General features: G+C 43.1%; 21 protein-coding genes. 2 read left to right on the forward strand and 19 right to left on the reverse strand.

Features of this window, described 5'->3' with window-relative positions:
- The first annotated feature begins 78 nt into the window (after nt 1–78).
- Nucleotides 79–1,434: an MFS transporter gene (locus ACSSWA_RS04550; protein ID WP_437355378.1), complete on the forward strand. Its 1,356-nt coding sequence runs from the start codon at nt 79–81 to the stop codon at nt 1,432–1,434.
- Here the strand turns inward: ACSSWA_RS04550 and ACSSWA_RS04555 are convergent.
- From ACSSWA_RS04555 to sufB, 15 genes are all read right to left on the reverse strand, one after another.
- The gene (locus ACSSWA_RS04555) at nt 1,424–2,482 is read right to left on the reverse strand and encodes an N-acetylmuramoyl-L-alanine amidase family protein (RefSeq protein ID WP_437355379.1); all 1,059 of its coding nucleotides are present in this window, start codon (nt 2,480–2,482) and stop codon (nt 1,424–1,426) included. The two genes, ACSSWA_RS04550 and ACSSWA_RS04555, sit on opposite strands and share 11 nt — an antisense overlap.
- Complete coding sequence (locus ACSSWA_RS04560; RefSeq protein WP_437355380.1) at nt 2,455–5,985, reverse strand: UvrD-helicase domain-containing protein; 3,531 nt, start codon at nt 5,983–5,985, stop codon at nt 2,455–2,457. The genes ACSSWA_RS04555 and ACSSWA_RS04560 overlap by 28 nt, the downstream gene beginning before the upstream one ends.
- A complete protein-coding gene (locus ACSSWA_RS04565; RefSeq protein ID WP_437355381.1) occupies nt 5,982–9,710 on the reverse strand; it encodes an ATP-binding protein in 3,729 nt (1,242 codons plus the stop codon). The genes ACSSWA_RS04560 and ACSSWA_RS04565 overlap by 4 nt, the downstream gene beginning before the upstream one ends.
- 5 nt (nt 9,711–9,715) lie before the next feature.
- On the reverse strand, nt 9,716–10,126 hold the full coding sequence (locus ACSSWA_RS04570; RefSeq protein WP_437355382.1) for a DUF4783 domain-containing protein: 411 nt from the start codon (nt 10,124–10,126) through the stop codon (nt 9,716–9,718).
- 142 nt (nt 10,127–10,268) lie between these two features.
- Nucleotides 10,269–11,081 carry a hypothetical protein gene (locus ACSSWA_RS04575; RefSeq protein ID WP_437355383.1) on the reverse strand — a complete coding sequence of 271 codons (813 nt, stop codon included), beginning with the start codon at nt 11,079–11,081 and terminating at the stop codon, nt 10,269–10,271.
- A gap of 131 nt (nt 11,082–11,212) precedes the next feature.
- Nucleotides 11,213–12,502 carry a dihydroorotase gene (locus ACSSWA_RS04580; RefSeq protein ID WP_437355384.1) on the reverse strand — a complete coding sequence of 430 codons (1,290 nt, stop codon included), beginning with the start codon at nt 12,500–12,502 and terminating at the stop codon, nt 11,213–11,215.
- A gap of 12 nt (nt 12,503–12,514) precedes the next feature.
- Nucleotides 12,515–13,435, reverse strand: a complete 921-nt coding sequence (locus ACSSWA_RS04585; RefSeq protein ID WP_437355385.1) for an aspartate carbamoyltransferase catalytic subunit — start codon at nt 13,433–13,435, stop codon at nt 12,515–12,517.
- Nucleotides 13,436–13,442: 7 nt separating this feature from the next.
- Complete coding sequence (gene pyrR / locus ACSSWA_RS04590; RefSeq protein WP_437355386.1) at nt 13,443–13,994, reverse strand: bifunctional pyr operon transcriptional regulator/uracil phosphoribosyltransferase PyrR; 552 nt, start codon at nt 13,992–13,994, stop codon at nt 13,443–13,445.
- A gap of 168 nt (nt 13,995–14,162) precedes the next feature.
- Nucleotides 14,163–14,618, reverse strand: a complete 456-nt coding sequence (locus ACSSWA_RS04595; RefSeq protein ID WP_437355387.1) for an Rrf2 family transcriptional regulator — start codon at nt 14,616–14,618, stop codon at nt 14,163–14,165.
- Nucleotides 14,619–14,629: 11 nt separating this feature from the next.
- Nucleotides 14,630–15,160: a BrxA/BrxB family bacilliredoxin gene (locus ACSSWA_RS04600; RefSeq protein WP_437355388.1), complete on the reverse strand. Its 531-nt coding sequence runs from the start codon at nt 15,158–15,160 to the stop codon at nt 14,630–14,632.
- Between the two features lie 19 nt (nt 15,161–15,179).
- Nucleotides 15,180–15,494, reverse strand: a complete 315-nt coding sequence (locus ACSSWA_RS04605) for an SUF system Fe-S cluster assembly protein (protein ID WP_437355389.1) — start codon at nt 15,492–15,494, stop codon at nt 15,180–15,182.
- A gap of 3 nt (nt 15,495–15,497) precedes the next feature.
- Nucleotides 15,498–16,748: an aminotransferase class V-fold PLP-dependent enzyme gene (locus ACSSWA_RS04610; RefSeq protein ID WP_437355390.1), complete on the reverse strand. Its 1,251-nt coding sequence runs from the start codon at nt 16,746–16,748 to the stop codon at nt 15,498–15,500.
- Between the two features lie 27 nt (nt 16,749–16,775).
- A complete protein-coding gene (gene sufD, locus ACSSWA_RS04615; RefSeq protein WP_437355391.1) occupies nt 16,776–18,119 on the reverse strand; it encodes a Fe-S cluster assembly protein SufD in 1,344 nt (447 codons plus the stop codon).
- A gap of 19 nt (nt 18,120–18,138) precedes the next feature.
- On the reverse strand, nt 18,139–18,903 hold the full coding sequence (sufC, locus tag ACSSWA_RS04620; protein WP_437355392.1) for a Fe-S cluster assembly ATPase SufC: 765 nt from the start codon (nt 18,901–18,903) through the stop codon (nt 18,139–18,141).
- A gap of 39 nt (nt 18,904–18,942) precedes the next feature.
- Nucleotides 18,943–20,376, reverse strand: a complete 1,434-nt coding sequence (gene sufB, locus ACSSWA_RS04625; RefSeq protein ID WP_437355404.1) for a Fe-S cluster assembly protein SufB — start codon at nt 20,374–20,376, stop codon at nt 18,943–18,945.
- Between the two features lie 202 nt (nt 20,377–20,578).
- On the opposite strand from sufB, the gene ACSSWA_RS04630 reads away from it, so the two are divergent.
- Nucleotides 20,579–21,100: an O-acetyl-ADP-ribose deacetylase gene (locus tag ACSSWA_RS04630; protein ID WP_437355393.1), complete on the forward strand. Its 522-nt coding sequence runs from the start codon at nt 20,579–20,581 to the stop codon at nt 21,098–21,100.
- Here ACSSWA_RS04630 and ACSSWA_RS04635 read toward each other — a convergent pair.
- From ACSSWA_RS04635 to eno, 4 genes are read right to left on the reverse strand one after another with little or no spacing between them, the layout of a single operon-like run.
- Nucleotides 21,086–21,961, reverse strand: a complete 876-nt coding sequence (locus ACSSWA_RS04635) for a DMT family transporter (RefSeq protein ID WP_437355394.1) — start codon at nt 21,959–21,961, stop codon at nt 21,086–21,088. The two genes, ACSSWA_RS04630 and ACSSWA_RS04635, sit on opposite strands and share 15 nt — an antisense overlap.
- Nucleotides 21,951–22,982, reverse strand: a complete 1,032-nt coding sequence (locus tag ACSSWA_RS04640) for a glycosyltransferase family 9 protein (RefSeq protein ID WP_437355395.1) — start codon at nt 22,980–22,982, stop codon at nt 21,951–21,953. The genes ACSSWA_RS04635 and ACSSWA_RS04640 overlap by 11 nt, the downstream gene beginning before the upstream one ends.
- The gene (locus tag ACSSWA_RS04645; RefSeq protein ID WP_437355396.1) at nt 22,979–23,992 is read right to left on the reverse strand and encodes a glycosyltransferase family 9 protein; all 1,014 of its coding nucleotides are present in this window, start codon (nt 23,990–23,992) and stop codon (nt 22,979–22,981) included. The genes ACSSWA_RS04640 and ACSSWA_RS04645 overlap by 4 nt, the downstream gene beginning before the upstream one ends.
- A 51-nt stretch (nt 23,993–24,043) precedes the next feature.
- On the reverse strand, nt 24,044–25,339 hold the full coding sequence (eno, locus tag ACSSWA_RS04650; RefSeq protein ID WP_437355397.1) for a phosphopyruvate hydratase: 1,296 nt from the start codon (nt 25,337–25,339) through the stop codon (nt 24,044–24,046).
- Nucleotides 25,340–25,535 lie beyond the last annotated feature (196 nt).

Here is a 25,535-nt window from a genome sequence, read left to right on the forward strand (position 1 = left end):
CATTGTCGCATTTAGTTTTCAAATAAATTTCGAATTCCATAACTTAGGCATTTTCTTATAATCATTTGAGGATTACTGATGGAAAAAGAAACCAAGAAAGTCGCTTCCGGTCAAGACTGGAAATTTCCAAAAGAATTCTGGCTTGCCAACTTTATGGAATTATGCGAACGCGCAGCTTATTACGGCTTTTTCATAGTTCTTACACTCTACCTTACAGACATAGTAGGTTTTACCGACACCGAAACGGGAATAGTGGCGGGAGTATTTTATGCATTGCTCTATTTTCTGCCTCCTTTCGTCGGCGCTATATCCGACAAAATCGGTTTTAAGAAAGGTTTAATACTCGCATTCGCTCTCCTTACAACCGGATACTTTTTTTTAGGAGTATTTCACGAAAAAATTCCCGTGATCTTTTTTCTATTCATCGTGCTGGTAGGCGGTTCGTTCATCAAACCTCTGATAACAGGAACGGTAGCAAAAACGACCACGGAAGATAACAGGGCGCGCGGTTACGCGCTTTTCTATTGGATCGTAAATATCGGAGCCTTCAGCGGCAAAACTTTTGTGCCGTATGTAAGACAGGGTATCGGACTCGAGTACGTGAATTTCTTCTCTGCGGGAATGGCATTCCTGGCAATGCTCTTCGCCATCTTCTTTTATAATCAAAACGATAATTCGTATACGACAAAGACAATCGAAGACGTAGTAAACTCGTTAAAAAAGATTATGACATCCCCAAGGTTATTATTATTGATATTAATAATCAGCGGATTCTGGACTATTCAGCACCAGCTGTACGCTACGATGCCGAAGTATGTCATCCGTCTGTTGGGCGAAGACGCGCGGCCGGAATGGCTGGCAAACGTAAATCCCGCCGTCGTCGTGTTGTTCGTAGTGCTCGTTACAAATCTAATGAAAAAACAGAAAGCCGTAACGTCGATGCTGGTCGGAATGCTTTTGATGCCCTTTTCCGCCCTGGCGATGTCGGGCAGTCAATGGCTGGAAGGGATTACGGGGTCTTCCGTTTCGATTCTGGGTTTTTTTACTTTGCATCCTCTGACGGTAATGATGATAATCGGAATTGCGATTCAAGGACTTGCCGAATGCTTCATCTCGCCCAGATTTTTGGAATACTTTTCCCTTCAAGCTCCCAAGGGAGAAGAAGGGGTTTATCTCGGATTCAGCCATTTGCATTCGTTTTTGTCTGCTTTGGCAGGATTTATAATGTCGGGTTTTCTTCTGGACGCTTACTGCCCCGATCCGAATACTCTTCCTGCAGGCTTAAGCGCAGCCGAAAAAGCAATCTATTATCAGGACGCTCACGTAATCTGGTATTATTTTGTGGCAATAGGACTGGTTGCTGCGATTGCTTTGTTTGCATTTAAAATTGTAACCGAAAGAATCGACGCAAAGAAAGCCGCCGTCAGTCGCTGAAAAACAGATATTTCTTTTCGCCGCAATAGATAACTATCTTTTTACGGTAAGGGAACGAATGGTTGCCTCTTTTATTTGCTGTAATAATTCTCAAGGGAATTTCGCCGCAAGGCTCCGTTCGTTCCTTTATTGTTAATACGTTGTTCAGTGTGTCGTAATAAAAATTTTTCTTAGTTTTATTCAAATAAACCTCGGTCTCATCTATATCGATTCCGTATTTATCCGACAGCTTAAAAGAAACCGTAACGGTATCGTTTTCATAATTCAAACTCTCGGGCAGGAAAGTAATCCGGGGGATTCCTGCCATAAAATATTTTGCTATGCCGCGGAAGACGCCCCACGCCTGTATTTTATTGAACGTATCGTCGTTTAATCTCAGAACTTCGAGTCTGCTTGTGTGAAAGCCGCATTCGACAAGTACAGCGGGAATTTTTGAATTGCGCAGAACATAAAAGCCTTCGCCCGGATAAATTATATAATCCGAATAAGTGCCGTCGAAAGAGCCGAGCCCGCCCGGATTCCCCATCACATACGACAAATCCCGCTGGATATATTTTGCCAGATCGTTGTTGCACGGTTCATATTCGTAATATCCGGGTCGCGCATGGTAAAATGTGGATGTATAATTTGTGTAGTTGTCTTCTTCTTTTGAAGAGGCATTGTGATGAATGCTGACGAACAATTCAGCCCCAACCGAATCCGCCATTTCAGGTCTGCGCCGCAGAGGCACCGTTATATCTTCTGTTCTCGACATAAATACCTGCGCGCCCGCCATTTCAAGATATTCTTTGAGATAAAGAGCTACTTTCAGATTAACGTCCGCCTCGATAATTTTTCCGTCCCGGCTTTTGTTTCTTCTGTCTTCGCCGCCGTGTCCGGGATCAATAAATATTTTCCTTCCCTCGAGAAATTCGAAATATCTGTCGATTGTTTTTATTCTTACGGAATCTTCCTTCCAGTCGGGCGGCAATTCGTACAGCGGGAATTCGCCGGCTGAACATCCCGCCAGCCAGACCGTTATTAAGACAGCGAAAAGGATTTTATACATTTTCCACCTTTGAGAGCGTAATGACATTTTTTGCAGTGATTCAAATTCGGTTGATATTCGGCTTTGGTTATCTTTTCGATTGTGCTCCTTATTACGTCTCCGAATTTTTCTACTTCTTCTTTGGTTAATTCTTCTGTTACCTGTATGTCGGGATGTTTGATAAATACAAGCCTTATGGTAAAACGCTCTGCCTTTGGGTATACTTTACCGAGAATATAAGCATAAAATTTCAACTGAGGCAAATAATTTTCCGCTTTGGAGTAAACGTCCGCCTCTCCGACGTTATCGGTTTTATAATCGACTATCGTCATTTTGTCTTTGTCGATTATCAATTTGTCTATTATACCGTAGAGATAATTTTTCCCTTCCTGCGCGTAAAACTCAGCTTCGTTGAAATACGTTTTGAATTTCTTTAATCCCTTATAAGTATTCGAAGCGTAATATTTTTCCAGGTCGGTTAGTATATTTTTTTTGATTCCTTCCGCTGAGCCGGAAGAAATTTCCTTCTTTAATAAATCCGATACGGCTTTTTCGACGTCTTTATACTCCGTTTCTTTTTCGAGTATGGAATGAATTATTCTACCTTTAACGTCTGCATAACCCGACAGTTCTTCGTCTTCTCTATCTTTGAAATCGTAATCGAATTCCTTTTGTTTTACAATTTCAAAAGCGAGAGAATAACCGAGTTCATAAATCAATTGATACTTAACGGGGCACTGATTAAAGATGGCAATTTTAGTAGCGGAAATAATTTCCTTCTCCGGTTCGTCCTCTATTTCGCCTATCAAGGATTTCTTAATTTCTTTATTGTCTTCCGGCTTTTCGTAAAATTTATCGGGGTAAGACAGTTCCCTTCGAACAGGAACGGTAATTTCCATTTTTTTTTCATAAACCCTGTTGTCTCCGGAATTCACATTCATAAATTTAACATCGCCGCTTAATTCTTCATCGAAGTTTTTCAAATTTTTAATCCGGAGTCCCCGGAACAGAAGTTCCATAAAACTATTTTTTCCGGGGTCATTTTTTCCGGACGTAATAAAAAGATAATTTTCCGCTCTAGTAAGCGCCACATAAAACAATCTTTTCATTTCCGCCTGTTCTTTCTTGCCGGTTATAAATTTGTAGATCGCTTCGATCGGATTCGGTTCCTTTTCCTGCGTGAAATCATTGTCAGGATACACTTTTGAAATAACGCCGAAATGTTTGTCCAAACCGAGTCCGGCGTATCCGCCGCTTGTTTCGTTAGCGCCGAAAAGAAAAACGGCTTTATATTCGAGTCCCTTTGCCTGATGGATTGTAAGCAAATTAACCGCATTTTGATTTTTCGAAACAGCAGCCTGGCTTTCGTCCACATAATTTTCGATATAGTCCCGCAGAGCTTCTCTGAAATCATAAAGATTGGCAAAATTTTTAATAGTGAAGTTCCTGGCTATAGCAAGCAGTTTATTCATGTTAGCCAGTTGTTGTTCCGCGTCCCGTTTGGAAGAGATAACAGCCCAGTAGCCTGTATCGAGCAGTATTCTCCTGATAAGCGCATACGGTTTTTCATAAGTTGCGAGTTTGATATGTTCCGACAACAGTTCCGCCGTCTTTTTATATTTTTCTTCTGCCTTCGAACTGTTTATCAGCTTTTCAAAAAACGTAGAGCCTTCCGCCGTCGATATTTCGAGAAGTTCCGAATCCGAAATCGTATAGAAAGGCGAACGTAAAATTCCGACCAGAGCCGCATCGTTTCTGCTGTTTATCAGAAACGACAAATAATTAAAAACGTCTCCCACCACTTGCTGCTGATAAAATCCCCTGCCGCCAACGATCGAATAGGGAATGTTTCTTTCAATAAATACGCGTTCTATTTTGTCGAAAAGCTTTCTTTTCCTGCAAAGGATTCCGATGTCGCCGGGGTTTAAATTTTCTTCTTCGAGCAATTGATAAATTTTGTCCGCCACGAGCATTTCTTCGCTCACATCTTCGCCGTCTGCTATAAGCAGTTCAACCTTTCCTTTTTCATCTTCGGGCTTGGCGCAGACCAGCTCGTTGTAGGAGACTTCATTGAATAAATTTCTGAGTTCTTCGCTTTCGACCGCAAACAGATTTTTGAACAATTTGTTTACAAACAAAACTATCGGTGGCGACAATCTGAAACTGTGCGGAAGAGTAAGAACGGCTCCCCTCTCTCCTTTCGACTCGATATCTTTTCTGGTTTTATTGAATACTTCGAGTTCCGCGTTCCTGAACATATAAATACTTTGTTTTTCGTCTCCGACGACGAACAAATTTCCGTGTTTCAGAAAATCGAGCAGAGGCATGAAAATATTATACTGCAGTTCGTTCGTATCCTGATATTCGTCAATCATAATATATTTGTAGCGCGTCCTTAAATATTCTTTAGCCGATTCCAGATTTACCACCTTTTCCGTAAGCAATAAAATATCTTCGAAGTCGACGTAACCTTTGGCTTTTTTCTTTGCGTTGTACGATTCGATAACTTTTTCCGCAACCCGTATAAACGCCCTTCCCAATTCAATTAATTTCTCAACAGCATCGTCTTTCCATTCGGCGTCAATTATATCCTTAAAGTCTCCGAAAAATTTTTCAATAATGTTTATTTCGCTTTGAACCTTATCCTGCTCTTTGTTCAGATAACCTCTGTTTGCCAACTTAACATTATTGCTTACAGTGATAATATCTCTAAGCTCTTTTAAGTTAGTCAATAATTCGCGCAAATTTTCAAGCGTCAATTCGCGATTGACAATTACATCCACGGAGGAGATTAAACCGGACGAAGGATTTACTTCCCGGACTTTTTCGTTGACGGTTTTAATTGCGTTTAGGAATCCGGGCAGTTCTTCCGTCAATATTAATTTCAACACGCGTTCGTATTTCCGCTTCAGAGTTTCAAGAATTTCTTCGCTGGGTTTTGCGTATAATTCGCGGAGACTTTCGATTGTTTTTCTGTTTGAAACAGCCTGTTTAATATTGTTGACCAGTTGACGTTTTCCTCCGAAGAACCTGACGAGGAATTTTAAGTTCTCGGATTCTTCGGGCGCTTCAATCAGATTTTTCAAAGTATCGTCGATACTGATTTCTAGAAGATCCTCGGCTTCGGATTGTTCTATGGGAATAAAATTCGCATCGAGATTTGCTTCGGGCGCGAATTCACGCAATATATTCAAACAGAAGGAATGGATCGTCGAAATATTGGCGTTTACCAATTGCCTTCTGACAGATTCGATAGTTTTTCTTTTGGAATAATCGGTTTCGTTGTTTATTCTCTCTTCGATTTCGAGAGCTATTCTTTTTTGCAGCTCGCCTGCCGCTTTGTCGGTAAAAGTTATGGCTACAATATTTTCGATATCGAAATTGTTGTCGCGGTATTCGTTCAGAAGAATATCCACGTACCGTCTGGCAAATACGAAAGTCTTTCCCGCTCCGGCGTTTGCCGTCAGTAAAATGTCCTTATCGTACCGGAGCGCTTTGTTCTGATATGGCGTTAACTTCTTCATGGGTTTGCTTTAGGTAATTTTATTTTGAATACGGTTCCGAGTTTTGACGTTTCCGCCAATTCGATTTTGCCGCCTATGCTTTCGATGAACCGGCGGGAAAGTTTTAATCCCAATCCCATACCCTGTTTCTTCGTAGTAAATTTCTCTTCGAATATTTTATCTATGAATTCTTCGTTAATTCCCTCGCCGTCGTCTTTAACGGTTATTTCATAATTATCGTCTTCTTCTTTAATCTCAACTAAAATATTTTTGGCGTTTGCCTGAACGGAATTCCGGAACAGGTTAACAAAAGTTCTGGTGAAATGTTGCTCGTCGCCCTCGACGATTATCTGTCCGGACGGTTTATTGAATTTAATGTCTATCTTTTCCGACTGGAATAAGTCGATTACCGATTCGATAATTTTTGCAAGGTCGATTTTTGTAATATTGAGTTTGGGCATTCGCGCAAAGTTGGAAAATTCCGAAGCGATGTTGGTAAGCAGTTCGATTTGATTGATAACCGTGTTAGTGACCTTATCGAAGATAACGTCGAATTTGGGAGATTTGTCTCTGTAAGCTGCAATCAATTGTTGAACGGATAATTTAATAGGCGTCAGAGGATTTTTAATTTCGTGCGCCACCTGCCTTGCCATTTCTTTCCATGCCGACTCCCTTTCCATCATTGCGAGTTCTTCCTGATTTTCTTTCAGACGCCGGACCATCATATTAAATCCTTTTGTCAGTTCGCCTATTTCTCCCGAATATTTCCCTTCGATTTTAATACTGAGATCGCCGCCGGACAAAGACTTTGTGGCATTTGTCAGTTTAATTATCGGTTGAGATATTTGATTCGCAAGAAGCGTGCTTAACAATACCAACAAAATCGAACTGAGCGAAAGTATGCCGAACATAAATACGTCGAGCTCGATGTCCGACAACGGTAATTTAATTTCGTTGAAGAAATTATTTAACTCTATTATGTAGTCTCCACTGTCCGTCGCAATTTTAGCATAGAGCGAAGAGTACGGTATTCCTTCAAACTCTTCGCTTATAAAAATTACATTTTTGTTTTTCCTTTCAATTTCGGAATAAGCTTTATAGTTAACCGGACCGGGTATCAGACCCGACGTATAATAATACGGCTGCGTGGAATAAAAATATTTATATTTTTTGAATACTGTAAAATCGATTGACAAATCGAGGGCGGCTTTATCGAAGAGAACTTCGCTTTTAATCAATCCTTGATAATTTTTCGCATAATTTTTAATCTGCTCGGAATATTCTTCGAGTCTTTTCTTAATTAATTCGTCGTTTTTTGTTTCAACCAGATCCTTGATATAAACGCTCGTAATCAGAAGCGGTACAACGGAAACCACAAGGAAGCCGGCTGTCAATCGCGCTTTATAGCTCTCGAACAGTCGAACGGTTTTTTTGTAATTCAAAACGGAGAAGATCAAAATCATAATAAAGATGATAAATACATGAATAAAGAAGACTTTGAAAAAGTCGGATAATTTCCACGAAATATTTTTCTCTTCTTTGCCCACTCCGACAATCATACCCGATATTCCGGTAATGTAAAAGAGGTATTCCTCACCGTCGACGGTCGTAACCGCCCACTCTTCCTTATGGTTAATATCGAATTTTTCCTTGAGGCTGTTAATAAAATCGCCGTCGAAATTTATTTTATCCGAAGATGATTTGAAAATGTCGCCGTTCAAATAAAAGACCGCCAGCCTGTTTGGATCGATTACATCCGAAATCAAAGTGCGCTTTTTCAGAATAAATACAGGCATCGAGGCAAAGTCAAGATTTACCCGATTGTATATAACCCCGGCTTCGGCATATCCGAATCTTACGCCGTTTTTAATTAAAGGAACAACGCCTCTTATAATTCCGGATTCGCCGAATATACCCGGGGACTGTATCAGCTTTAGAGAATCTGTTTGAATTGCGGCGCCGGGCAATACAGATTCCAGATTTTTATCCGTCAAGTAACCGCCCGCGGGATTTCCGTCCGGGTAATAAAAGCGGATGTATGACTGAACATTCTCGTTATAAAGCAGGCTCCTGTTCCAGGCAAGGAACGCTTTGGCATCCGCTTTTTGACCGAATTCGTTGATAAGTTCCTCGTCTTTAGTCAATTGAGTCAGCGTCTGCATTACCATGAACGAGTAGATGTTTTCGTCGTTGCGCGTGAGCTCGAGCGACGTCGTCTTTAAAGATTCTCTTTCGAGTTCCGAATTGTAATACGTCAACAAATTAACAACCAGAACCGACGCGAGCAGCGAGTATAGCATAAAACGCGCAGGAAGTCCGGGATTTTTTTTCAGTACCGGATATCCCGCCAGCACAAAAAGAAAAATATAAGAAACCCTGATTTGAGGCGTGCCCTGAGGATTATTCTGAAAATAATCGAACAAAAATCCGGCTGTTTGCAAAAGAAGGAACAAACCGGACAACGATTTGAAATAATTTATTTTGAGATCCTGCGGCAAAAAGCGATAGAGCCACATCAACAACATATACGAAAAGAGAACCGCCGAAAAGCCGAGCGTCAAAATATTGAGGTTCATTACAAGTATATGAGGTTCGGGAATTAAATTAAACTCCCTGAAATATCTTATAGACGAATCGAATACAACGCTTCGTATCGATGCGCCCACTCCTCTCAGTGTAAGAAGGAACAACGCGGTAAATACCAAAAGAGCAGCCGGAAAAGATAATCGGCTCTTAGGGACGTCCGTCCTGGTCCGGTTATATTCCTCAAAATATTTGTAACCGATTATGATTATTGCCGCGCCGGAAATTGCGGTAATCAGAAATTCCGCAGGCGACCTTACGAGTCCGAATGCAAAAGGCGATGAAAAATTCGAGGGGTCTGTCAATGCGTTGTGAAAATAAGACGACGGAATTCCGAGCAGATAGACAATTACCCTGCCGCCTCCAATAACCAAAGTCCAGAAAGCAAACTTCGCGATTCGGCTCGAGCTTCCGACATAGCCGTATAAAATAAGAGCGGCTGCAAAAAAGGAAAGGATAATCAAAAGAGACTGGACGGTGGATATTGTCCGCTTCAGATTATTTATTTCGTTATCGAGCGAAGGATTTTCAATTATTACTGCGCACAGCGATTTCCCCTCGTTCGATTTGTATATAAACGACCTGTACCTGCCGTCTTTTATTGATACGTCCGCATTCTTATAATCGATTTTAATATTAGTGCCCGCTTCGATCGACAGCGAATCGGAAAAAGATATCCTGCTTTCTTCTCCGTACAAATCGTATTTCTGTTCGAATATTTCCGCGGTCTGTATGAAATATCTATTGTTATTATAAACGACCGTATCGGCGTAAACCAAATAAATACGGAGTCCTTCGTCAAAGAAATAGGGTTTTCCCGCGCTGCCGTTCTCCGGTTTTTCGATATCCGCTTTTTTATTCCAGTAAATCAAACTGTCTTCTTTATAAATAAAAACGAAATAATTTTCCGTAAAAGAATCGTCGTTTGAAAGCCGCGGAATTTTTGTTTTTATTTTTTCATTTACGGAAGCAAGGCGCGATATTTTTTTATCGATAGCGTTTGCAACAAGGATTTCGGTCTCTTTTAATTTTTCTTCGAGTCGGACGCTCCACATTTTCCGGTCGATTAATACAGGAGCTGCAAAAGCAGAGACTATCAGCAGCAGCAGAAGTATAATCAGAGAAATCCACTTCGGATCGGAATTTTTGAAAATGCCCTTCATAAAGGTCAATTAATTGTTATCTGTGAAATGCGCCATTCGCCGCCGTACTTCTGAAGCGATATAAAAACCATGGCGTTTTTTCTTAGTCCCCGGTAACTCATTCTCAAGGAGCCCGACGCGAACGGATTGGTCGTCTCCTTCACAAGGTTATCGATTTTAAATGAAACCGGTCTGTAAATGCTTAAAAAATCTTTTAAAACGTAATACGCTTGATTTGCGCTGAAATACCCGCTCTTGCCGTTGAAAAGGCTAATAAAGGTTTTATCCGCAAAATAATTCGAAAACCGGTCAATCGAGCCTGTAGGAAGACCTTCTTCGATATTGGCAAATATTCTGTTTATATCGGCGTCCCGGTTTTGCGGTAAAACCGTAACTGTCAGAAAAAATAATATTGCGGTATGGAACAGCAGCTTCAAGGGTCTTCCAAATTTTGTGAATAGTCAAATCGCAATACAAAATATACCAAAAGAAAATAAAAAACACGGGCGATAATTTACCCGCGGCTTTTCATGCCCTCTCTAAAAAACCCGGGGAATTACAGCCCGTGAAAAACTACAGTCATCTTCTCCGAATCGAAAGGTTCTTTCGGTCGATCGATTTCCTGTTTACTTTCAATTGTCTGTTTCCTTCAACGGTTTGATAAGCCCAGTCGAAAATCATTCTGTCGCCGGTTATCGCGCTTATTCTCACTTTCGCATATCTGTTATCCCACGTCCATATTACATAAGTATGACCGGGAATTGCTTCGACATACTTAATGTTTTCTCCTTCGTTAATCGGAACCCATCCGCCCGTCGGAGCAAAACTAACGTCGTAGATGTCATAAGTCGGTCCCATATCCTGAATGTCGGTGTCTTCCCAAACGTTCAAATAATAAATTCCTTCATACTTTTCGAAGAAGAAATCGGAGCCTTCGCTGTCGTACGGCACTACAGAATAAACGCTGAAATCGTATCCCGAATTCGAAGGCGATACGTGCAAATCGAATAACGCCCTGTCGAATCCTTCCGGACGCGGAGTGTCGTAAACTACGTCGCGGCTCAGTTCGCTTTCATTGTTGTTATAATCGAAGGCTGTAACGGCATAGTAATACGTTACTCCGTTGCGCGCGCCGTAATCCACAAAATAATTGTCGTAAGTCGTGCCGATCAATTCATAAGTTCCGTCGTACGAATAGCTGAAATAGACATTATAACCGGCAAGGTCGGGTTCCGTATTTCGCTGCCAGTAGATATCCACCCTGTTATCGCCCGTTATGGTATTGATATTCCGGGGCGGCATCGGCGGTATCGAATCGTATTCCCAGTCGTTAATATTATGACATCCGGCTGCGAATATTACCGCCGCTAAAACCAATATTATCTTTTTCATCACATCCTCCGGTTTTGAAGGGGATGATGCAATATGAATGCCAGAATAAAAAAAAGGATTTCGCTCAATTAACGAAATCCTTCTTTTCGATTGTTTTCAAAAATGGACACTTGTGGACAAATTACAGGATATCAGATATCGATAAATTTATCTTCGTAATACATTTTGCGTTTATTAATTACCGCTACGGCTTTGCCGGTAAGCAGCTTTTTGTCGAACGGAGAATTTTTCGATTTCGATTTGAATTTGGAAACATCGACAGTCCAGATTAAATCAGGATCGATTACAGTAAGATTAGCCGCTTCGCCGGCTTTGAACTGCGGCACGGGCAGATTGAGAATTTTTCTCGGATTAATCGACAATTTTTCCACAAGCTGTTCCATTGTAATCCGCTTCTTGTGCACCAATTCGCTTATAGCCAGTCCCAATTCGGTTTCTAGACCGAGGATGCCGTTCGGCGCGTAAATAAATTCCATCTCTTTCTCTTCAATCGAATGCGGAGCGTGGTCGCTTGCAATACAGTCAATTGTGCCGTCTTTCAAACCTTCAATTATCGCTTCGACGTCTTCGGCGGATCTCAACGGAGGGCTCATCTTGAAATTCGTATCATAAGTTTTAAGCGATTCGTCGGTAAGAGTAAAATGATGCGGAGTAACTTCGGCGGTCACGTTGATATTTCTTTCTTTTGCCCAGCGCACCAGTTCGACCGCTTTTTTAGTGCTGATATGAGCTATATGGACTTTACCGCCGGTATATTCAGCCATCAGAATGTCCCGGATGACAATAATATCTTCGGATACAGAAGGCAGAGGCGGAAGTCCGAGTATCGTGGATGTTATGCCTTCGTTCATTGCTCCGTCGGCAAGCGTTTCGTCTTCGCAATGCTCGATAATCGGAACGTTGAACATTTTCGAATACTCGAGAGCGTTTTTAAGAACCGCCGCGGTTTTAATTGCCGCTCCGTCGTCGGAAAATCCGACCGCTCCGGCTTCGTAAAGCTCGAACATCGGGGAAATCGCTTCGCCCTGTCTTTTCTTTGTGGCTGCCGCAACCGGATAGACTTCCACAAGGTGGTTTTTCGATTTCTCTTTGATATAACGGACGATCTCAGCGCTGTCGATATCCGGAGTAGTATTCGGCATACACGCAATTTCAGTAAAACCGCCGGCGGCGGCTGCGTTCGAGCCCGTTTCTATCGTCTCTTCGTCTTCCCTGCCGGGCTCCCTCAAATGAACGTGCATGTCGAACAATCCGGGAACGCAATATTTTCCCGCAAAATCATAAACTGCCGAATTTTCGTAATCCTCTTCCTTCAATCCGCCAACTTTACTTATAATGCCGTCTTCAATAAGAAGGTCTTTCTTTTCGTTTAATTTTTGGTCCGGATTCAATAGAGTAACATCTTTAAGTATGATTTTCATTATTCACCTGAATTAATTCATTGTTCCGAGTAAATAGAGTACCGCCATACGCACAGCAACTCCGTTGGTTACCTGGTCCAGAATAATTTGATACGGACCGTCGGCAACTTCGGAAGAAAGCTCCACGCCCCGATTAATAGGACCGGGATGAAGTATTAAAATATTCTTGTTATTTTTTTCCAATCTTTCGGAAGTAATACCGAAGAAGTTATGATATTCCCTTATTGAAGGAATTCTGCTGCCTGCGTCGCGTTCGAGCTGAATTCTCAATACGTTAAGTACGTCGTTGTTTTTAATCGCCTCGTCGATATTTTTACAAACTTTAACGCCGAGTTCTTCAATACCGACGGGAATCATCGTCGAAGGACCGCATACGGATACATTTGCGCCCATTGTCTTCAATCCGAAAATGTTCGACATCGCCACGCGGCTGTGAGCGATATCGCCGACAATACAAACATTCAAGCCTTTCAATGTTCCGAGCTTTTCCCTTATCGAATACATATCGAGCAAAGCCTGAGTCGGATGCTCGTGAAGTCCGTCGCCTGCATTGATAATATTTGCTTTCGAAATTCTGGTAAGAAAATACGGAATGCCTGCGGATTGATGCCGGACCACAATCATATCGACTTTCATCGCTTCGATATTCCGCACTGTATCCTTGAAGCTTTCACCCTTCTTGGCGCTGCTTGTGGAAGTGGAAAAATTTACAGTGTCTGCCGAGAGGCGTTTCTGAGCCAGTTCAAACGAAATGCGCGTCCTGGTGGAATTTTCATAAAAAAGATTAACAATGGTTTTGCCCTGGAGTGTGGGCACTTTTTTTATCGGACGTTCCAATACTTCCCGAAAGGTGGTTGCCGTATCGAGAATCAACTGGATATCTTCTTTCGGAACGCCGTATAATCCGAGCAGGTGTCTGCTTGATAATGACATAAATTACTCACTCTTTATTGTTGGGAGCGTTAACTAAATAGATTGAATCTTCGCCGTCAATTTCTTTCAATTTCACTTTTATTTCTTCGTTAATCGACGTGGGTATGTTTTTTCCGACGAAATCGGCTTTTATCGGCATTTCCCTATGTCCTCTGTCGACAAGAACGCAAAGCTGAATAGTGTTGGGTCTTCCAAGGTCCATTATTGCGTCCAAAGCCGCCCGGGCTGTCCTGCCGGTATAAAGAACGTCGTCGATAAGAATAACGTCTTTTTCGTTAATGTCGAACGTAATATTCGTAACCGACACTTCGGGCTGTTTAAGGCGTGTTCGGAAATCGTCTCTGTAAAGCGTAACGTCGAGCACTCCGAAAGGCGGTTCGTAATTGTCAATTTCTTTTATTTTGTTTTTGATTCTTTCGGCGATATATTCGCCTCTGGTTCGCATGCCGATTAAAACGATATTTTTCGAACCTTTATTTTTTTCGATTATTTCGTGCGCCAGACGAGTGATTGTTCTGCGCAGCCCTTCTTCGTCGACTATTTTTGCTTTTATGTCCATATAAAAAAAATCCTCGTTGACTTTCGTCGCCGAGGTCCTCTGTTTGGTTATTAAGTGTTTATGGGTTTCATTCCTTTTTATCTCGCCGGATAAAATTAAAGGATTATTTTAGAAACAAACTTAACACAATTGGAACAAAAAGTAAACCGACATGCCCGAATTTGTCTATTATTTTTCGGATTCGGTAATAATTTCGAAAATATAGTTTTCCGAGCCCATTAAATCTTTAATGGTCAAACGCTCGGTAACCGTGTCGATGGAATCCTGGATTACTTTCCAGAGAGAGCGGAGCGAGCAGTCGATTGTATTCGTACAAAAATCCGCCGCCCCGGAATGCGATTGACAAAACGAGTCGTCATAGAGCCGTCCGCCCAGAGATTCGAGAACTTCTTTAACTTTTATTTCTTCGGGCGGACGCGCCAATGTATATCCGCCGGTCTGTCCGCGTTCAGCCACAAGAAATCCTCCGAGTCGCAACAATCGCAAAATTTTACCTACGTTATGATGCGATATCTTTTCAGCGCCCGCTATTTCGGGAATAGTCAATGACTTACCCGCGCGGTAGAATTTTGCAATTCTGAGCAGTAACCTGAGACCGTATTCTTCTTGAGTGCTGAACTTCAAATTATCGCTCCTTATGCAAGTGGTATTTTAGAGCCGCACGCTTTAGCCGAAACAAGTTTATCGTACTTTTCTTTCGGTATCGACGGACCTTTGTTGGAGCAATGCTGCTCGAATACTTTTGTCAATTCTTCTGCAATTTCTTCCGCATATCTGCCTTCGATGCGATGGCGCGGCAGAAAGTAGATAACTTTGCCGTTTTTAATCAATGCCATCGAAGGGGAAGAAGGCGGATAATCGCCCAGAATATTTTCCCGGATAAAATCGACTGCGTCTCTGTCCTGTCCGGCAAATGCTGTTACAAATTTATCGGGGATTACAGAATGCTGAAGCGCCAATGTAGCGGCAGGGCGCGCGCTGCCGGCGGCGCATCCGCAAACGGAATTTATTACCAGAAAAATCGTTTTATCCTGATTTCCGGAGAAAACTTCTTTTGCTTTTTCCGGAGTAAGCAGTTCTTCGAAGCCGACGTATGTAAGTTCGTCCCTCATCGGTTGAACCGCTTCGGGATCGTAAATAGGCGGCTTTTGATTTATATTAAACATAACGTTCCTTTCTTTTTGATTATAAAAATCCGAGTTCGAGTTTGGCTTCCTCGCTCATTTTGTCCATGCTCCACGGCGGCTCCCAAACCAGATCGAGATAAACGTCTTTAACGCCCTTGACCTTCTTTACTTTTTCTTTTACTTCGACCGGAAGACTTTCGGCCACAGGGCAATGCGGCGAAGTAAGAGTCATTTTGATATAAGTGTTCCCTTCTTCGTCAACGCGCAAATCGTAAATCAAACCCAGTTCCCAGATATCGACCGGAATTTCCGGGTCGTAACATGTTTTCAGTACCGCAATAATTTCCTGTTCCAATTTTCCTTTGTCTGTCATATTTTACTCGAATATTTTTTTGACTTTCAATAAACCTTCGTAAAGTTTATCGATTTCTTCTTTAGTATTGTAGAACGAGAAAGAAGCCCGCGCCGTAGCCGGCACTCCGAAACGTTTCATTATCGGCTGAGTGCAGTGATGTCCCGTTCTGATGGCAATTCCGTCTGTATCGATAATCGTACCGATATCGTAAGGATGAATTCCGTCGATAACAAAAGAAATTACCGAAGCTTTTTCGCGCGCACTGCCGATTATCTTCAGACCTTCGATTTCCGAAAGGCGTTCGGTGGCATACTTCAAAAGCGCGTCCTCGTAATCCGACAATTCATTGCGGTCGAATTGATTGACATAATCGATCGCCGCGCCCAATCCGATTCCTCCCGCAATATTCGGAGTTCCGGCTTCGAATTTTTTGGGAATATCTTCGAATGTGGTTTTTTCGAACGTCACCGTTCTGATCATATCTCCGCCGCCCTGATAAGGAGGCATCATTTCGAGAAATTCCGCTTTGCCGTAAAGAACCCCGATGCCGGTGGGCCCGAAAACTTTATGCCCCGAGAATGCGTAAAAATCGGCGTCGAGTTCCTGGACGTCGACTTTCAAATGCGACATTGCCTGTGCGCCGTCAACCAGAACGGGTATCTTTTTCGAATGTGCAATCTCGACAATCTTCTTAATCGGATTAATTGTGCCGAGCGTGTTGGAAATGTGAACTACCGAGACGAGACGCGTCTTATCGGTTATCATGCTTTCGAAGGCTTCAAGGTCTAACTCGCCCGCGTCGTTAATCGGAATGACTTTCAGATTAATTTTCTTGCGGTCTCTTATCAGCTGCCACGGAACAATGTTCGAATGGTGTTCCATGTTCGAGATAATCACCTCGTCCCCTTCGGAAAAATATTTCGAGCGGCAAAGACTCGAAGCCACGAGATTTATGGCTTCGGTAGTGCCCCTTACGAAAATAATTTCCGAGGCGCTTATGGCGTTAATAAATTCTTTGACCTTCAGGCGCGCGTTTTCGTACTGTTCCGTCGCCAGCTCGCTCAGAAAATAAAGACCTCTGTGGATATTGGCGTTGTCGTATGTGTAATAATTTGTCAGAGCGTCGATAACGCTTTTAGGTTTTTGTGTAGTAGCCGCGTTGTCGAGATAGACTAGAGGCTTGTCGTTAACGAGTCTTTTCAATATCGGGAAATCGTTCCTGACTTCGTCGACGTCAAACTTTTTTTTAACGAGCTTATCTGTTTTTTGCACTGTACACCCGGTTAAATTAGAATATTTTTAAAAAGCGACTTCCTGTCTGTGCAGCTCCTCGAAAATCAGATGATTAATTTGTTCTTTGAGTTCGTCAATTTTAATTTCGTCAATTACGTCGGCGGCAAATGCTCTGATAAGAATCGACTTTGCGAGATCTGCGGGCACGCCTCTTGAACGGATATAAAACTCCGCTTCCTCGTCCAGGTGTCCGACAGTGGCGCCGTGCGTACATTTGACGTCGTCGGCAAATATTTCCAGCTGCGGTTTGGTATCCACCCGGGCATCTGCTGAAAGCAGAACGGATTTATTCTGCTGATAAGCGTTTGTTTTCTGAGCGTCCTGTCTGACGATTATCTTGCCGTTGAAAACACCTCGCGCGTTGTCGTCGAGTATTCCTTTATATAACTCATTGCTCATCGAATTCGGTTTTGCGTGGTCGACGAATGTATGATTGTCGATATGCCGGTTTTCTTTTCCGAGATAAAATCCGAAATAATGCGTTTCGATATTTTCACCGTCGAGTTTCGAGTTGATGTCGTTGCGTATAAGCTTTCCGCCGAAATTCAGATTGTAATGATTCAAAACGCTTCGGTCTTTTTGAATCGCTTGAAACTTTTCGATATGATAGGAAGACGAATTCTCTCTCTGTATTTTATAAAAGTCAATCAGACTGTCTTCTTCGAGCAGTAATTCTGTAATGCCGTTTGTAAAATATGATTCTTTCGAGCCTCCGCAGTAATTGAAGATTACGGAAGCGCGCGAGTTTTTGCCCGCCACAATCAAATTTCTCGGAGCCACCAAAAGATTTTCTTCCGGATCGCCGTTGATAAAAAGCGCCTGCAAAGGCTTGCTCAGCTCGCTGTTTTCCTTCAGTACGATAACTACTCCGTCCTGCATGTAGACGCCGTTGAGCGCGTTAAAAAGATTGTCTTCCGATGAAATTTTTCCGAGATAATTAGCGGCAATTTCTCCGTGCGATTCGATAAAATCGTTCAGATTGCCGATTATTATTTTATCGCTCTCTTCGGAAATATCGGACAGCTCCGCCGAGTATTTGCCGTTTACGAATGTAATAAGATTATAATCGAAACCGCCGAATACAAACTTTTTGATTTCGTCAATTGTATAGCCGGTTTTACTTTCCCGAGCCGCCGGATTGAATTTAATCTTCCTTGCAAACGAGACGTCGGTATATTTCCATTCTTCATTCTTTGTGGTCGGAAAATCGAGTTCGGAAAATTTTGTCATCGAAACCTGACGCATTCTTTTCAATAAATCGTGGTTATGACCGTTCATCTGCTTTTCAAACAACTCGTAATTCTTCAGGTACCAGTCTTTAATGTTTTCGTTTTTTGTTAATTCTTTCATTTAAATTCAACTCCTTCGATTAATGGGATTCGATTTCGACTTCTTCGGGTTTTATCCAGTCGTAGCCTTTTTCTTCGAGCAGCAGAGCGAGTTCTTTTCCGCCCGACTTGATTATCTTCCCTTTATAAAGAACATGGACGTAATCGGGAACGATGTAATTAAGAAGCCGTTGATAGTGAGTAACGACAATGACGGCGTTTTTGTCGTTATGAAATACGTTAACGCCGTTCGAAACGATTTTAAGAGCGTCGATGTCGAGTCCCGAATCGGTTTCGTCGAGAACCGCCAGCTTCGGGTCGAGCATCAGGAGTTGAAATATTTCGTTGCGTTTTTTCTCGCCGCCGGAAAATCCCACATTGACAGACCGGCTGATTAAATTTTCGTCCATACCGAGAATTTTCGATTTCTCTTTCATCAAATCGAGAAATTCTTTAGGAGTCAGTTCCGGCAGTCCCAAGTGTTTTCTTTTTTCGTTGATTGCCGTTTTGAGAAACGTGGCGTTAGAAACTCCCGGAATTTCAATCGGATATTGAAAAGCCAGAAATACGCCTTCCTTGGCTCTTTCGTCGGGCTCCATTTCGAGCAGATTTTTGCCTTCGAAAATTATTTCGCCTTCGGTTACTTCGTAATTTGGATTTCCGGCCAAGATATTGGCAAGCGTACTTTTACCGGAACCGTTCGGTCCCATTATCGCATGAACTTCGCCGGCTTTGATTTCCAGATCGATTCCTTTCAGAATTTCTTTTCCTTCGACTGTAGCATGTAAGTTTTTAATTGTTATCATTTTGTATCCTTTGTTTCCTGTTTACGTTAATTACTGATTTTATCCTACGCTGCCTTCCAGAGAAACGGCAAGCAGTTTTTGAGCTTCAACGGCAAATTCCATCGGAAGCTCGTTAAATACTTCTTTACAGAAACCGTTAACAATCATATTGATTGCGTCTTCTGTGGGAATTCCTCTCTGATTAAGATAGAAAATCTGGTCTTCGCCCACTTTGGAAGTTGTGGCTTCGTGTTCAACGCGCGCCGTATCGTTTTCGACTTCGATATACGGGAACGTATGCGCGCCGCACCGGTCGCCCATCAGCATCGAATCGCATTGCGTAAAATTGCGGGCGTTCGCCGCTTTTCTTCCGACTTTTACGAGTCCTCTGTAAGAATTGTTGCTTCGTCCTGCAGATATTCCTTTCGATATAATGGTGCTGCGCGTATTTTTGCCAAGATGAATCATCTTGGTGCCGGTGTCCGCCTGTTGAAAATTATTTGTAACGGCGACCGAATAAAATTCGCCGATCGAGTTGTCGCCCTGCAAAATGCAGCCGGGATATTTCCAGGTTACGGCAGAACCTGTTTCGACCTGAGTCCACGAAATTTTCGAATTTACTCCACGGCAGGCTCCCCGCTTTGTAACGAAATTGTAGATGCCGCCTTTCCCTTGTTTATCGCCGGGATACCAGTTTTGAACAGTCGAATATTTGATTTCCGCATTGTCGAGCGCAACCAATTCAACAACCGCGGCGTGCAGCTGATTATTGTCCCTTATCGGAGCCGTGCATCCTTCGAGATAGCTGACGTAGGAACCTTCGTCGGCAATTATCAAAGTGCGTTCGAACTGACCGGTTTCCTGCGCGTTGATTCTGAAATAAGTCGAAAGCTCCATCGGGCAGCGGACGCCTTTCGGTATATAAACAAACGAGCCGTCGCTGAAGACAGCCGAATTCAAAGCCGCATAAAAATTGTCCGTATACGGAACTACCGAGCCGAGATATTTTTTGACGAGATCGGGATGCTCTTTAATGGCTTCCGAAATGGAGCAAAAAATTATTCCTTTTTCTTTCAAAGTTTCTTTGAAAGTCGTGGCTACCGAGACCGAGTCGAAGACCGCGTCGACCGCCACTCCCGCAAGGGCTTTCTGCTCTTCGAGAGGTATGCCGAGTTTTTCGAATGTCTTGAGCAATTCGGGGTCGACTTCATCCAGACTGTTATATTGAGGTTTTTTCTTGGGAGCCGCGTAATAGCTTATATCCTGAAAATCGACCGGCTCGTATTTAACGTTTGCCCATTTCGGTTCTTCCATTTTAAGCCAGTAACGATAAGCTTTCAAACGCCATTCCGTCATCCATTCGGGCTCGCCCTTCTTTTCGGAAATCATTCGTATAACATCTTCATTCAATCCTTTTGGAGCCACTTCCGATTCGACATCGGCTACGAATCCCCACTTATATTCTTCTTTCGTCAGGTCTTCGATAATTTTCATATCTTCCGACAATTCTTCGCCCTGTTCGAGATTCTTTTTTTCCTCATTACTCATAGATTTTGCCTTTATTATTAAAAAATTAGTCCAAACTTATTCAATCTTGATAAAAATGTCAAGATTCACTGATAATAACAGATTTTGTTATGATTGAGTTCACTATTATTTTAGTCAAAAAAATAAAAAAGAGAGGGGCGATACAGTTATGAAAGAGAGGATAGAAATAGTCGAAGGAGACATAACCAAATTGAAAGTCGACGCCATAGTCAACGCCGCAAACAAGAGTTTGCTCGGAGGAGGAGGCGTAGACGGAGCGATTCACCGCGCGGCGGGTCCCGGACTTCTTGAAGAATGCAAAACGCTCGGCGGATGCGAAACCGGACAGGCAAAAATAACAAAAGGCTACAATCTGCCGGCTAAATTCGTAATTCACACGGTCGGTCCGGTCTGGTCGGGCGGCAATCGCAGAGAAGACAAACTCCTGAGCGACTGTTATCGTAATTCTTTAAAACTGGCGGCGGAAAACGACGTCAAATCGATTGCGTTTCCGTCGATAAGTACGGGCGCGTACCGATTTCCGTTCGAAAGAGCCGCAAGAATAGCCATTCAAACGACGCTCGATTTTTTGAGTAAAAATCCGGTGCCGGAAAAAGTAATATTTTGCTGCTTCGGCGGAGAAGCTTACGATACGTATTTGAAAATATTTGACGAATTATGCCAGGAATAGAAGAGCGACTCCGGCAACGGCAATAAAGGCTCCGATTACGGAGAGAGGCGGTATTTTTTCGTTATAATAATATTTTACCATCGGCAGCATTATTATAGGAGGCGTAGCCATCAGAGTGGATGCGATTCCTACCTGAGTATACGAAATTGCAATCAAACTGAACGTAATGCCGAGATACGGACCGATTACAGAGCCCGTCAGCATATAGAGTAAAGCTTTCCTGTCGTTTACAAATTTATGGAACGGATTCGGATTCCTGTTGACTATGACGAATACGGGATAGATAAAAATAATCGAGACGGCAATACGCACGGAAGTAGCCACAAATCCGTTTATGTCGGCTTCATTGAACGCAAGTTTGGCAAAAATCAATCCGCCCGCCTGCCCCACGGCTCCCATGAACGCATAGAAAATTCCTCTGTAGTCCGGTTTGACTTTATTGTCTTTACGTTGAAGAACCACAATAGCAATCCCCGCGATAGTAATTATCATTCCGGCTATTTGAATCGGAAGAATTACTTCGCCCAGAAAAATATACGCTAGGATTGCCGACAGAGCCGGCACCAGCGCCATTATAAGCATACTTATCCGCGCTCCGATGTATTGAAACGCTTTGAACAAAAAAGTATCCCCGATTACCAGTCCTATAAATCCGCTCATGCCGAGATTGAAAATTTGAGCGGAGCTCATTGACGCGTCGAATCCGAAAATGAGAATCGTAGCGATTAACAACAGAAAAGCAATTACCAGGCGCGAAATATTAACGTGAAAAGACCCGACTCGCACAGATGCTTCGGTAAATGCAATCGAAGTGCCCGACCACAACAACGCCGTCATAAGAGCCGCAAGTTCACCCAGCATTTTTACCCTCCCGGATAATTGTTTCGAACCTTTGGCTCAACAGTTCCCAGACGTAGTCTGTTTCAAGAGCTTCCATAGCGCGCCTTTCGTCCTCGTCTGTATAACTTTCGAGCACGAGCGGGGATTTGATATTAAGATGAATATCGCCGTAAGCGCCCCAATCGACTGGATCGGACGAAGCCAGAAGAGCCACTACAGGCGTTCCCGCCGCAACCGCCACATTCATCGGACCGGTGCAGTTTGAAAAGAAGAGCGTCGATTTTTTAATTACCGCCGCAAGCTTTCCGATAGTATCGGTCGATTTGCAAATAACGGCTCCGTCTCCGATTTCATGAGCCACGAATTTAACGAGTTCTTCTTCCCCTTTCCCCCATGTCAAGAGTACGTTCCCGTTATATTTCTTTACAAAGCGTTTTCCGATTTCGGCAAACCGATCGGGCAGCCAGGCTCTGACGGGTCTGCTTGCGCCCGGATGAATGCAAAGCACGGGCTTCTCTTTTTCAAACGATTCGTCGAAAATTTTATTTGCAAATTCTTCGTCCTCCCGCGATACGGCTACTATCGGCGCGTCGGTAATCTTTTGGCAGCCGGCAGCTTTGACGATATCGAGATTTCGATGAATTTCGTGATAGCGTCCTTTCGGATGAGGAATGAAATCGGTATAAAGATTTTTCATTTTTTCGGGACCGCTGCCCGCTCTTCTGGCGGCGCCGCTCAAATAAGCAATCAAAGCCGCTCGTTCCGAAGTCCATCTCAAATTCAATGTAAGATCGAATTTACGCTTTCGCAATCCGAATACCGTCGCTATCTGTCTTGGCAGCGAATCTTTCACTTTATTTCTGTCGGTGTTTACTATGATATGCTCGTCGACTATGAAGCCCGGCGGGAGTATCTGCGTCATCAATTTATTCGTCAGAAGCGTAATCTTCGAATCGGGATAACTTTCCCTTACGGAACGGATAGCCGGGGTCGACGCAATCAAATCGCCCAGCGCTCCCCATTTGATTATAAGTATATTCACCGTTTGTCTCCGAGCAAATCGACTATTTTTTTGTAAACAGTTTCAACTTCAATACCGCCAAGATAAGATTTTTCTCCGTCATTAAATCTTTTGCCGGCAATGAAATGGTGATTTACGCCGTCGTAAAAATTCCAGTAATCGAGATTGTCTTCGGGCAAGAGAGCGAGGATTTTTACTCCCAGAGCCGCTCCGAGGTGCCGGGTTCCCGTGTCGTTATCGACCAACAATTGAGATTTTTTAATTAAAGCCGCGCTTTTTGTAATGCTGCCGGATTTATAAACGACGAGGTTTTTATCTTTCAAACTTTCCGAAATCAAATTGCAATTTTCTTCGTCCTGCGGACCGGCGAGGATTAAAATTTTACATCCAGCTTCCTTCAAAAGCTTTTCGATCAGTTCGATGTAATTATCGACTTGCCATACCTTGCTTTTTTCGCTTGCGCCGGGATGGACGATTAAAAATTCTCCGTCTTTAAAATTGTTTTCTCGTAAAAAATTTTCCGCCCATAAATCGTCTTCTTCCGGAACGAAGAAATCGGTCTTATTGAATTTAACCTTTCTGCCGCCGTGTTCCACAATCCGGTTATAATAATCGATATATTTAATCGAATCTTCGTTAACGTCGATTTTTTTGTTGATAAGGAAAGAAAGATTTTGTTTTTTCGGCGCGATTCTTAGAGCGGCGCCCGATAAAAACGCCCACAAAGCGGGTCTGTCGCCCGGATGAAGAGCTATAAAAACGTCCGGCTTTTCTTTTCTGAGTTTTAAAATGAAATCGAAGCCGCGCTTCAAAGCCGTCAATCCTTTTTTGTGTTTCAATCCTGCGTCGAAAGGAATTATCCTGTCGATATAAGGAAAATTTTCGAATGCCTTCCGGTATTCTTTTCTGACGATTAAAATCAATTCCGAGCGGGGATATTCTTCTTTAAGGAATCTTAAAGCGGGAGTCGACACAATTAAATCGCCGAGGAATTTCGTATTGACGACCATTATTTTGAGAGGGCGATTCATCGATTAAAAAGAGGGACTGCCCTTCGAATCCGGGCAGTCCGCGTAAATAAATTATTCTGCAGTATAGTTAATTGCGGCGATACCTGGGAAAATAGCAGTTGTATCGAGTTCCTCTTCGATTCTGAGGAGCTGATTGTATTTGGCTATTCTGTCGGTTCTGCTTGCCGATCCGGTTTTAATTTGTCCTGCGTTCGTGGCGACTGCAATGTCTGCAATTGTGGTATCTTCCGTTTCGCCCGAGCGGTGACTTACAACCGCGGTATATCCTGCTTTCTTAGCCATTTCGATGGCTTCCAGAGTTTCGGTCAATGTGCCGATTTGATTTACTTTAATCAAAATCGAATTTGCGACGCCCTGTTCGATTCCTTTTGCGAGGAATTCGGTATTGGTTACAAAAAGGTCGTCGCCCACGAGCTGGATTTTGTCGCCCACTTTATCGGTCAGCATTTTCCAGCCGTCCCAGTCGAATTCGCCCATGCCGTCTTCGATCGAAATAATCGGATATTTGCTTACCCAGTCAGCCCAGTAGTCGACCATCTTTTCGGGCGAGATATACGATTTGTCGGATTTGAAGAAGTAGTAAGCTTTTTTGTCGTTATCCCACATTTCGCTTGCCGCCGGGTCGAGAGCGATAAAGATATCCTTACCCGCTTTGTAGCCGGCTTTTTCGATAGCTTCGAGAATGACTTCGATGGCTTCTTCATTCGATTTGAGATTCGGAGCGAAACCGCCTTCGTCGCCTACCGCAGTATTATAACCTTTGGCTTTAAGAACGGATTTGAGGCAGTGGAAAGTTTCGGCTCCCATTCTGAGAGCTTCAGCAAACGTGGGGGCTCCTACCGGCATTACCATAAATTCCTGGAAGTCGACGTTATTGTCGGCGTGTTTACCGCCGTTTAAAATGTTCATCATCGGGACGGGGAGAGTGCGTGCGTTTACGCCGCCGATATAACGATAGAGCGGAAGACCGAGAGCTTCGGCTGCCGCTTTTGCGCATGCCAGCGAAACTCCAAGAATTGCGTTTGCGCCGAGTTCGGATTTTGTGGGAGTGCCGTCGAGTTCGCACAGAAAATTGTCGATGGCGACCTGTTCGACTGCGTCCCAGTCGATCAATTCGTCGGCAATGCGATTGTTGATATTTTCGACTGCTTTTTTGACGCCTTTGCCGAGATAACGGGATTTGTCGCCGTCGCGCAATTCAACGGCTTCATTTTCGCCCGTCGATGCGCCGCTTGGAACGGCAGCGCGTCCGACGACTCCGCATTCGAGCGCAACTTCCACTTCAACTGTCGGATTCCCTCTTGAATCGAGTATTTCGCGTCCCCAAACATCCACTATGTTTGTCATTTTTTTCTCCTGATAAATTAATGGATAATATGGTTACAAAAATAATTAAAACCTGAGTCTAAATTCAATTTCTTTGAAAAGGGAAGGGATTATATTTATATTTATTAGCAAAAAAATCGGATATTTCTAAAAAAATGCGCCCGTAGCTCAATCGGATAGAGCACGTGACTTCGGATCACGGGGTTGAGGGTTCGAG

Origin of the sequence: Melioribacter sp. Ez-97, from assembly GCF_051488665.1 — a bacterium.
Classification (GTDB): Bacteria; Bacteroidota; Ignavibacteria; order Ignavibacteriales; family Melioribacteraceae; genus Melioribacter.

What these genes read in the sequence shown, in the direction of transcription:
- ACSSWA_RS04630 (WP_437355393.1), top strand. Translation starts at nt 20,579, where the DNA reads ATGAAAGAGAGGATAGAAATAGTCGAAGGAGACATAACCAAATTGAAA.
- ACSSWA_RS04635 (WP_437355394.1), bottom strand. Translation starts at nt 21,961, where the DNA reads ATGCTGGGTGAACTTGCGGCTCTTATGACGGCGTTGTTGTGGTCGGGC.
- sufD (WP_437355391.1), bottom strand. Translation starts at nt 18,119, where the DNA reads ATGAAAGAATTAACAAAAAACGAAAACATTAAAGACTGGTACCTGAAG.
- ACSSWA_RS04585 (WP_437355385.1), bottom strand. Translation starts at nt 13,435, where the DNA reads ATGTCATTATCAAGCAGACACCTGCTCGGATTATACGGCGTTCCGAAA.
- ACSSWA_RS04550 (WP_437355378.1), top strand. Translation starts at nt 79, where the DNA reads ATGGAAAAAGAAACCAAGAAAGTCGCTTCCGGTCAAGACTGGAAATTT.
- ACSSWA_RS04575 (WP_437355383.1), bottom strand. Translation starts at nt 11,081, where the DNA reads ATGAAAAAGATAATATTGGTTTTAGCGGCGGTAATATTCGCAGCCGGA.
- sufB (WP_437355404.1), bottom strand. Translation starts at nt 20,376, where the DNA reads ATGAAAATTATCGAAGACCTGACGAAAGAAGAATATAAGTGGGGATTC.
- eno (WP_437355397.1), bottom strand. Translation starts at nt 25,339, where the DNA reads ATGACAAACATAGTGGATGTTTGGGGACGCGAAATACTCGATTCAAGA.
- pyrR (WP_437355386.1), bottom strand. Translation starts at nt 13,994, where the DNA reads ATGGACATAAAAGCAAAAATAGTCGACGAAGAAGGGCTGCGCAGAACA.
- ACSSWA_RS04600 (WP_437355388.1), bottom strand. Translation starts at nt 15,160, where the DNA reads ATGTTTAATATAAATCAAAAGCCGCCTATTTACGATCCCGAAGCGGTT.
- ACSSWA_RS04605 (WP_437355389.1), bottom strand. Translation starts at nt 15,494, where the DNA reads ATGACAGACAAAGGAAAATTGGAACAGGAAATTATTGCGGTACTGAAA.
- ACSSWA_RS04645 (WP_437355396.1), bottom strand. Translation starts at nt 23,992, where the DNA reads ATGAATCGCCCTCTCAAAATAATGGTCGTCAATACGAAATTCCTCGGC.
- ACSSWA_RS04580 (WP_437355384.1), bottom strand. Translation starts at nt 12,502, where the DNA reads ATGAAAATCATACTTAAAGATGTTACTCTATTGAATCCGGACCAAAAA.
- ACSSWA_RS04560 (WP_437355380.1), bottom strand. Translation starts at nt 5,985, where the DNA reads ATGAAGAAGTTAACGCCATATCAGAACAAAGCGCTCCGGTACGATAAG.
- ACSSWA_RS04565 (WP_437355381.1), bottom strand. Translation starts at nt 9,710, where the DNA reads ATGAAGGGCATTTTCAAAAATTCCGATCCGAAGTGGATTTCTCTGATT.
- sufC (WP_437355392.1), bottom strand. Translation starts at nt 18,903, where the DNA reads ATGATAACAATTAAAAACTTACATGCTACAGTCGAAGGAAAAGAAATT.
- ACSSWA_RS04555 (WP_437355379.1), bottom strand. Translation starts at nt 2,482, where the DNA reads ATGTATAAAATCCTTTTCGCTGTCTTAATAACGGTCTGGCTGGCGGGA.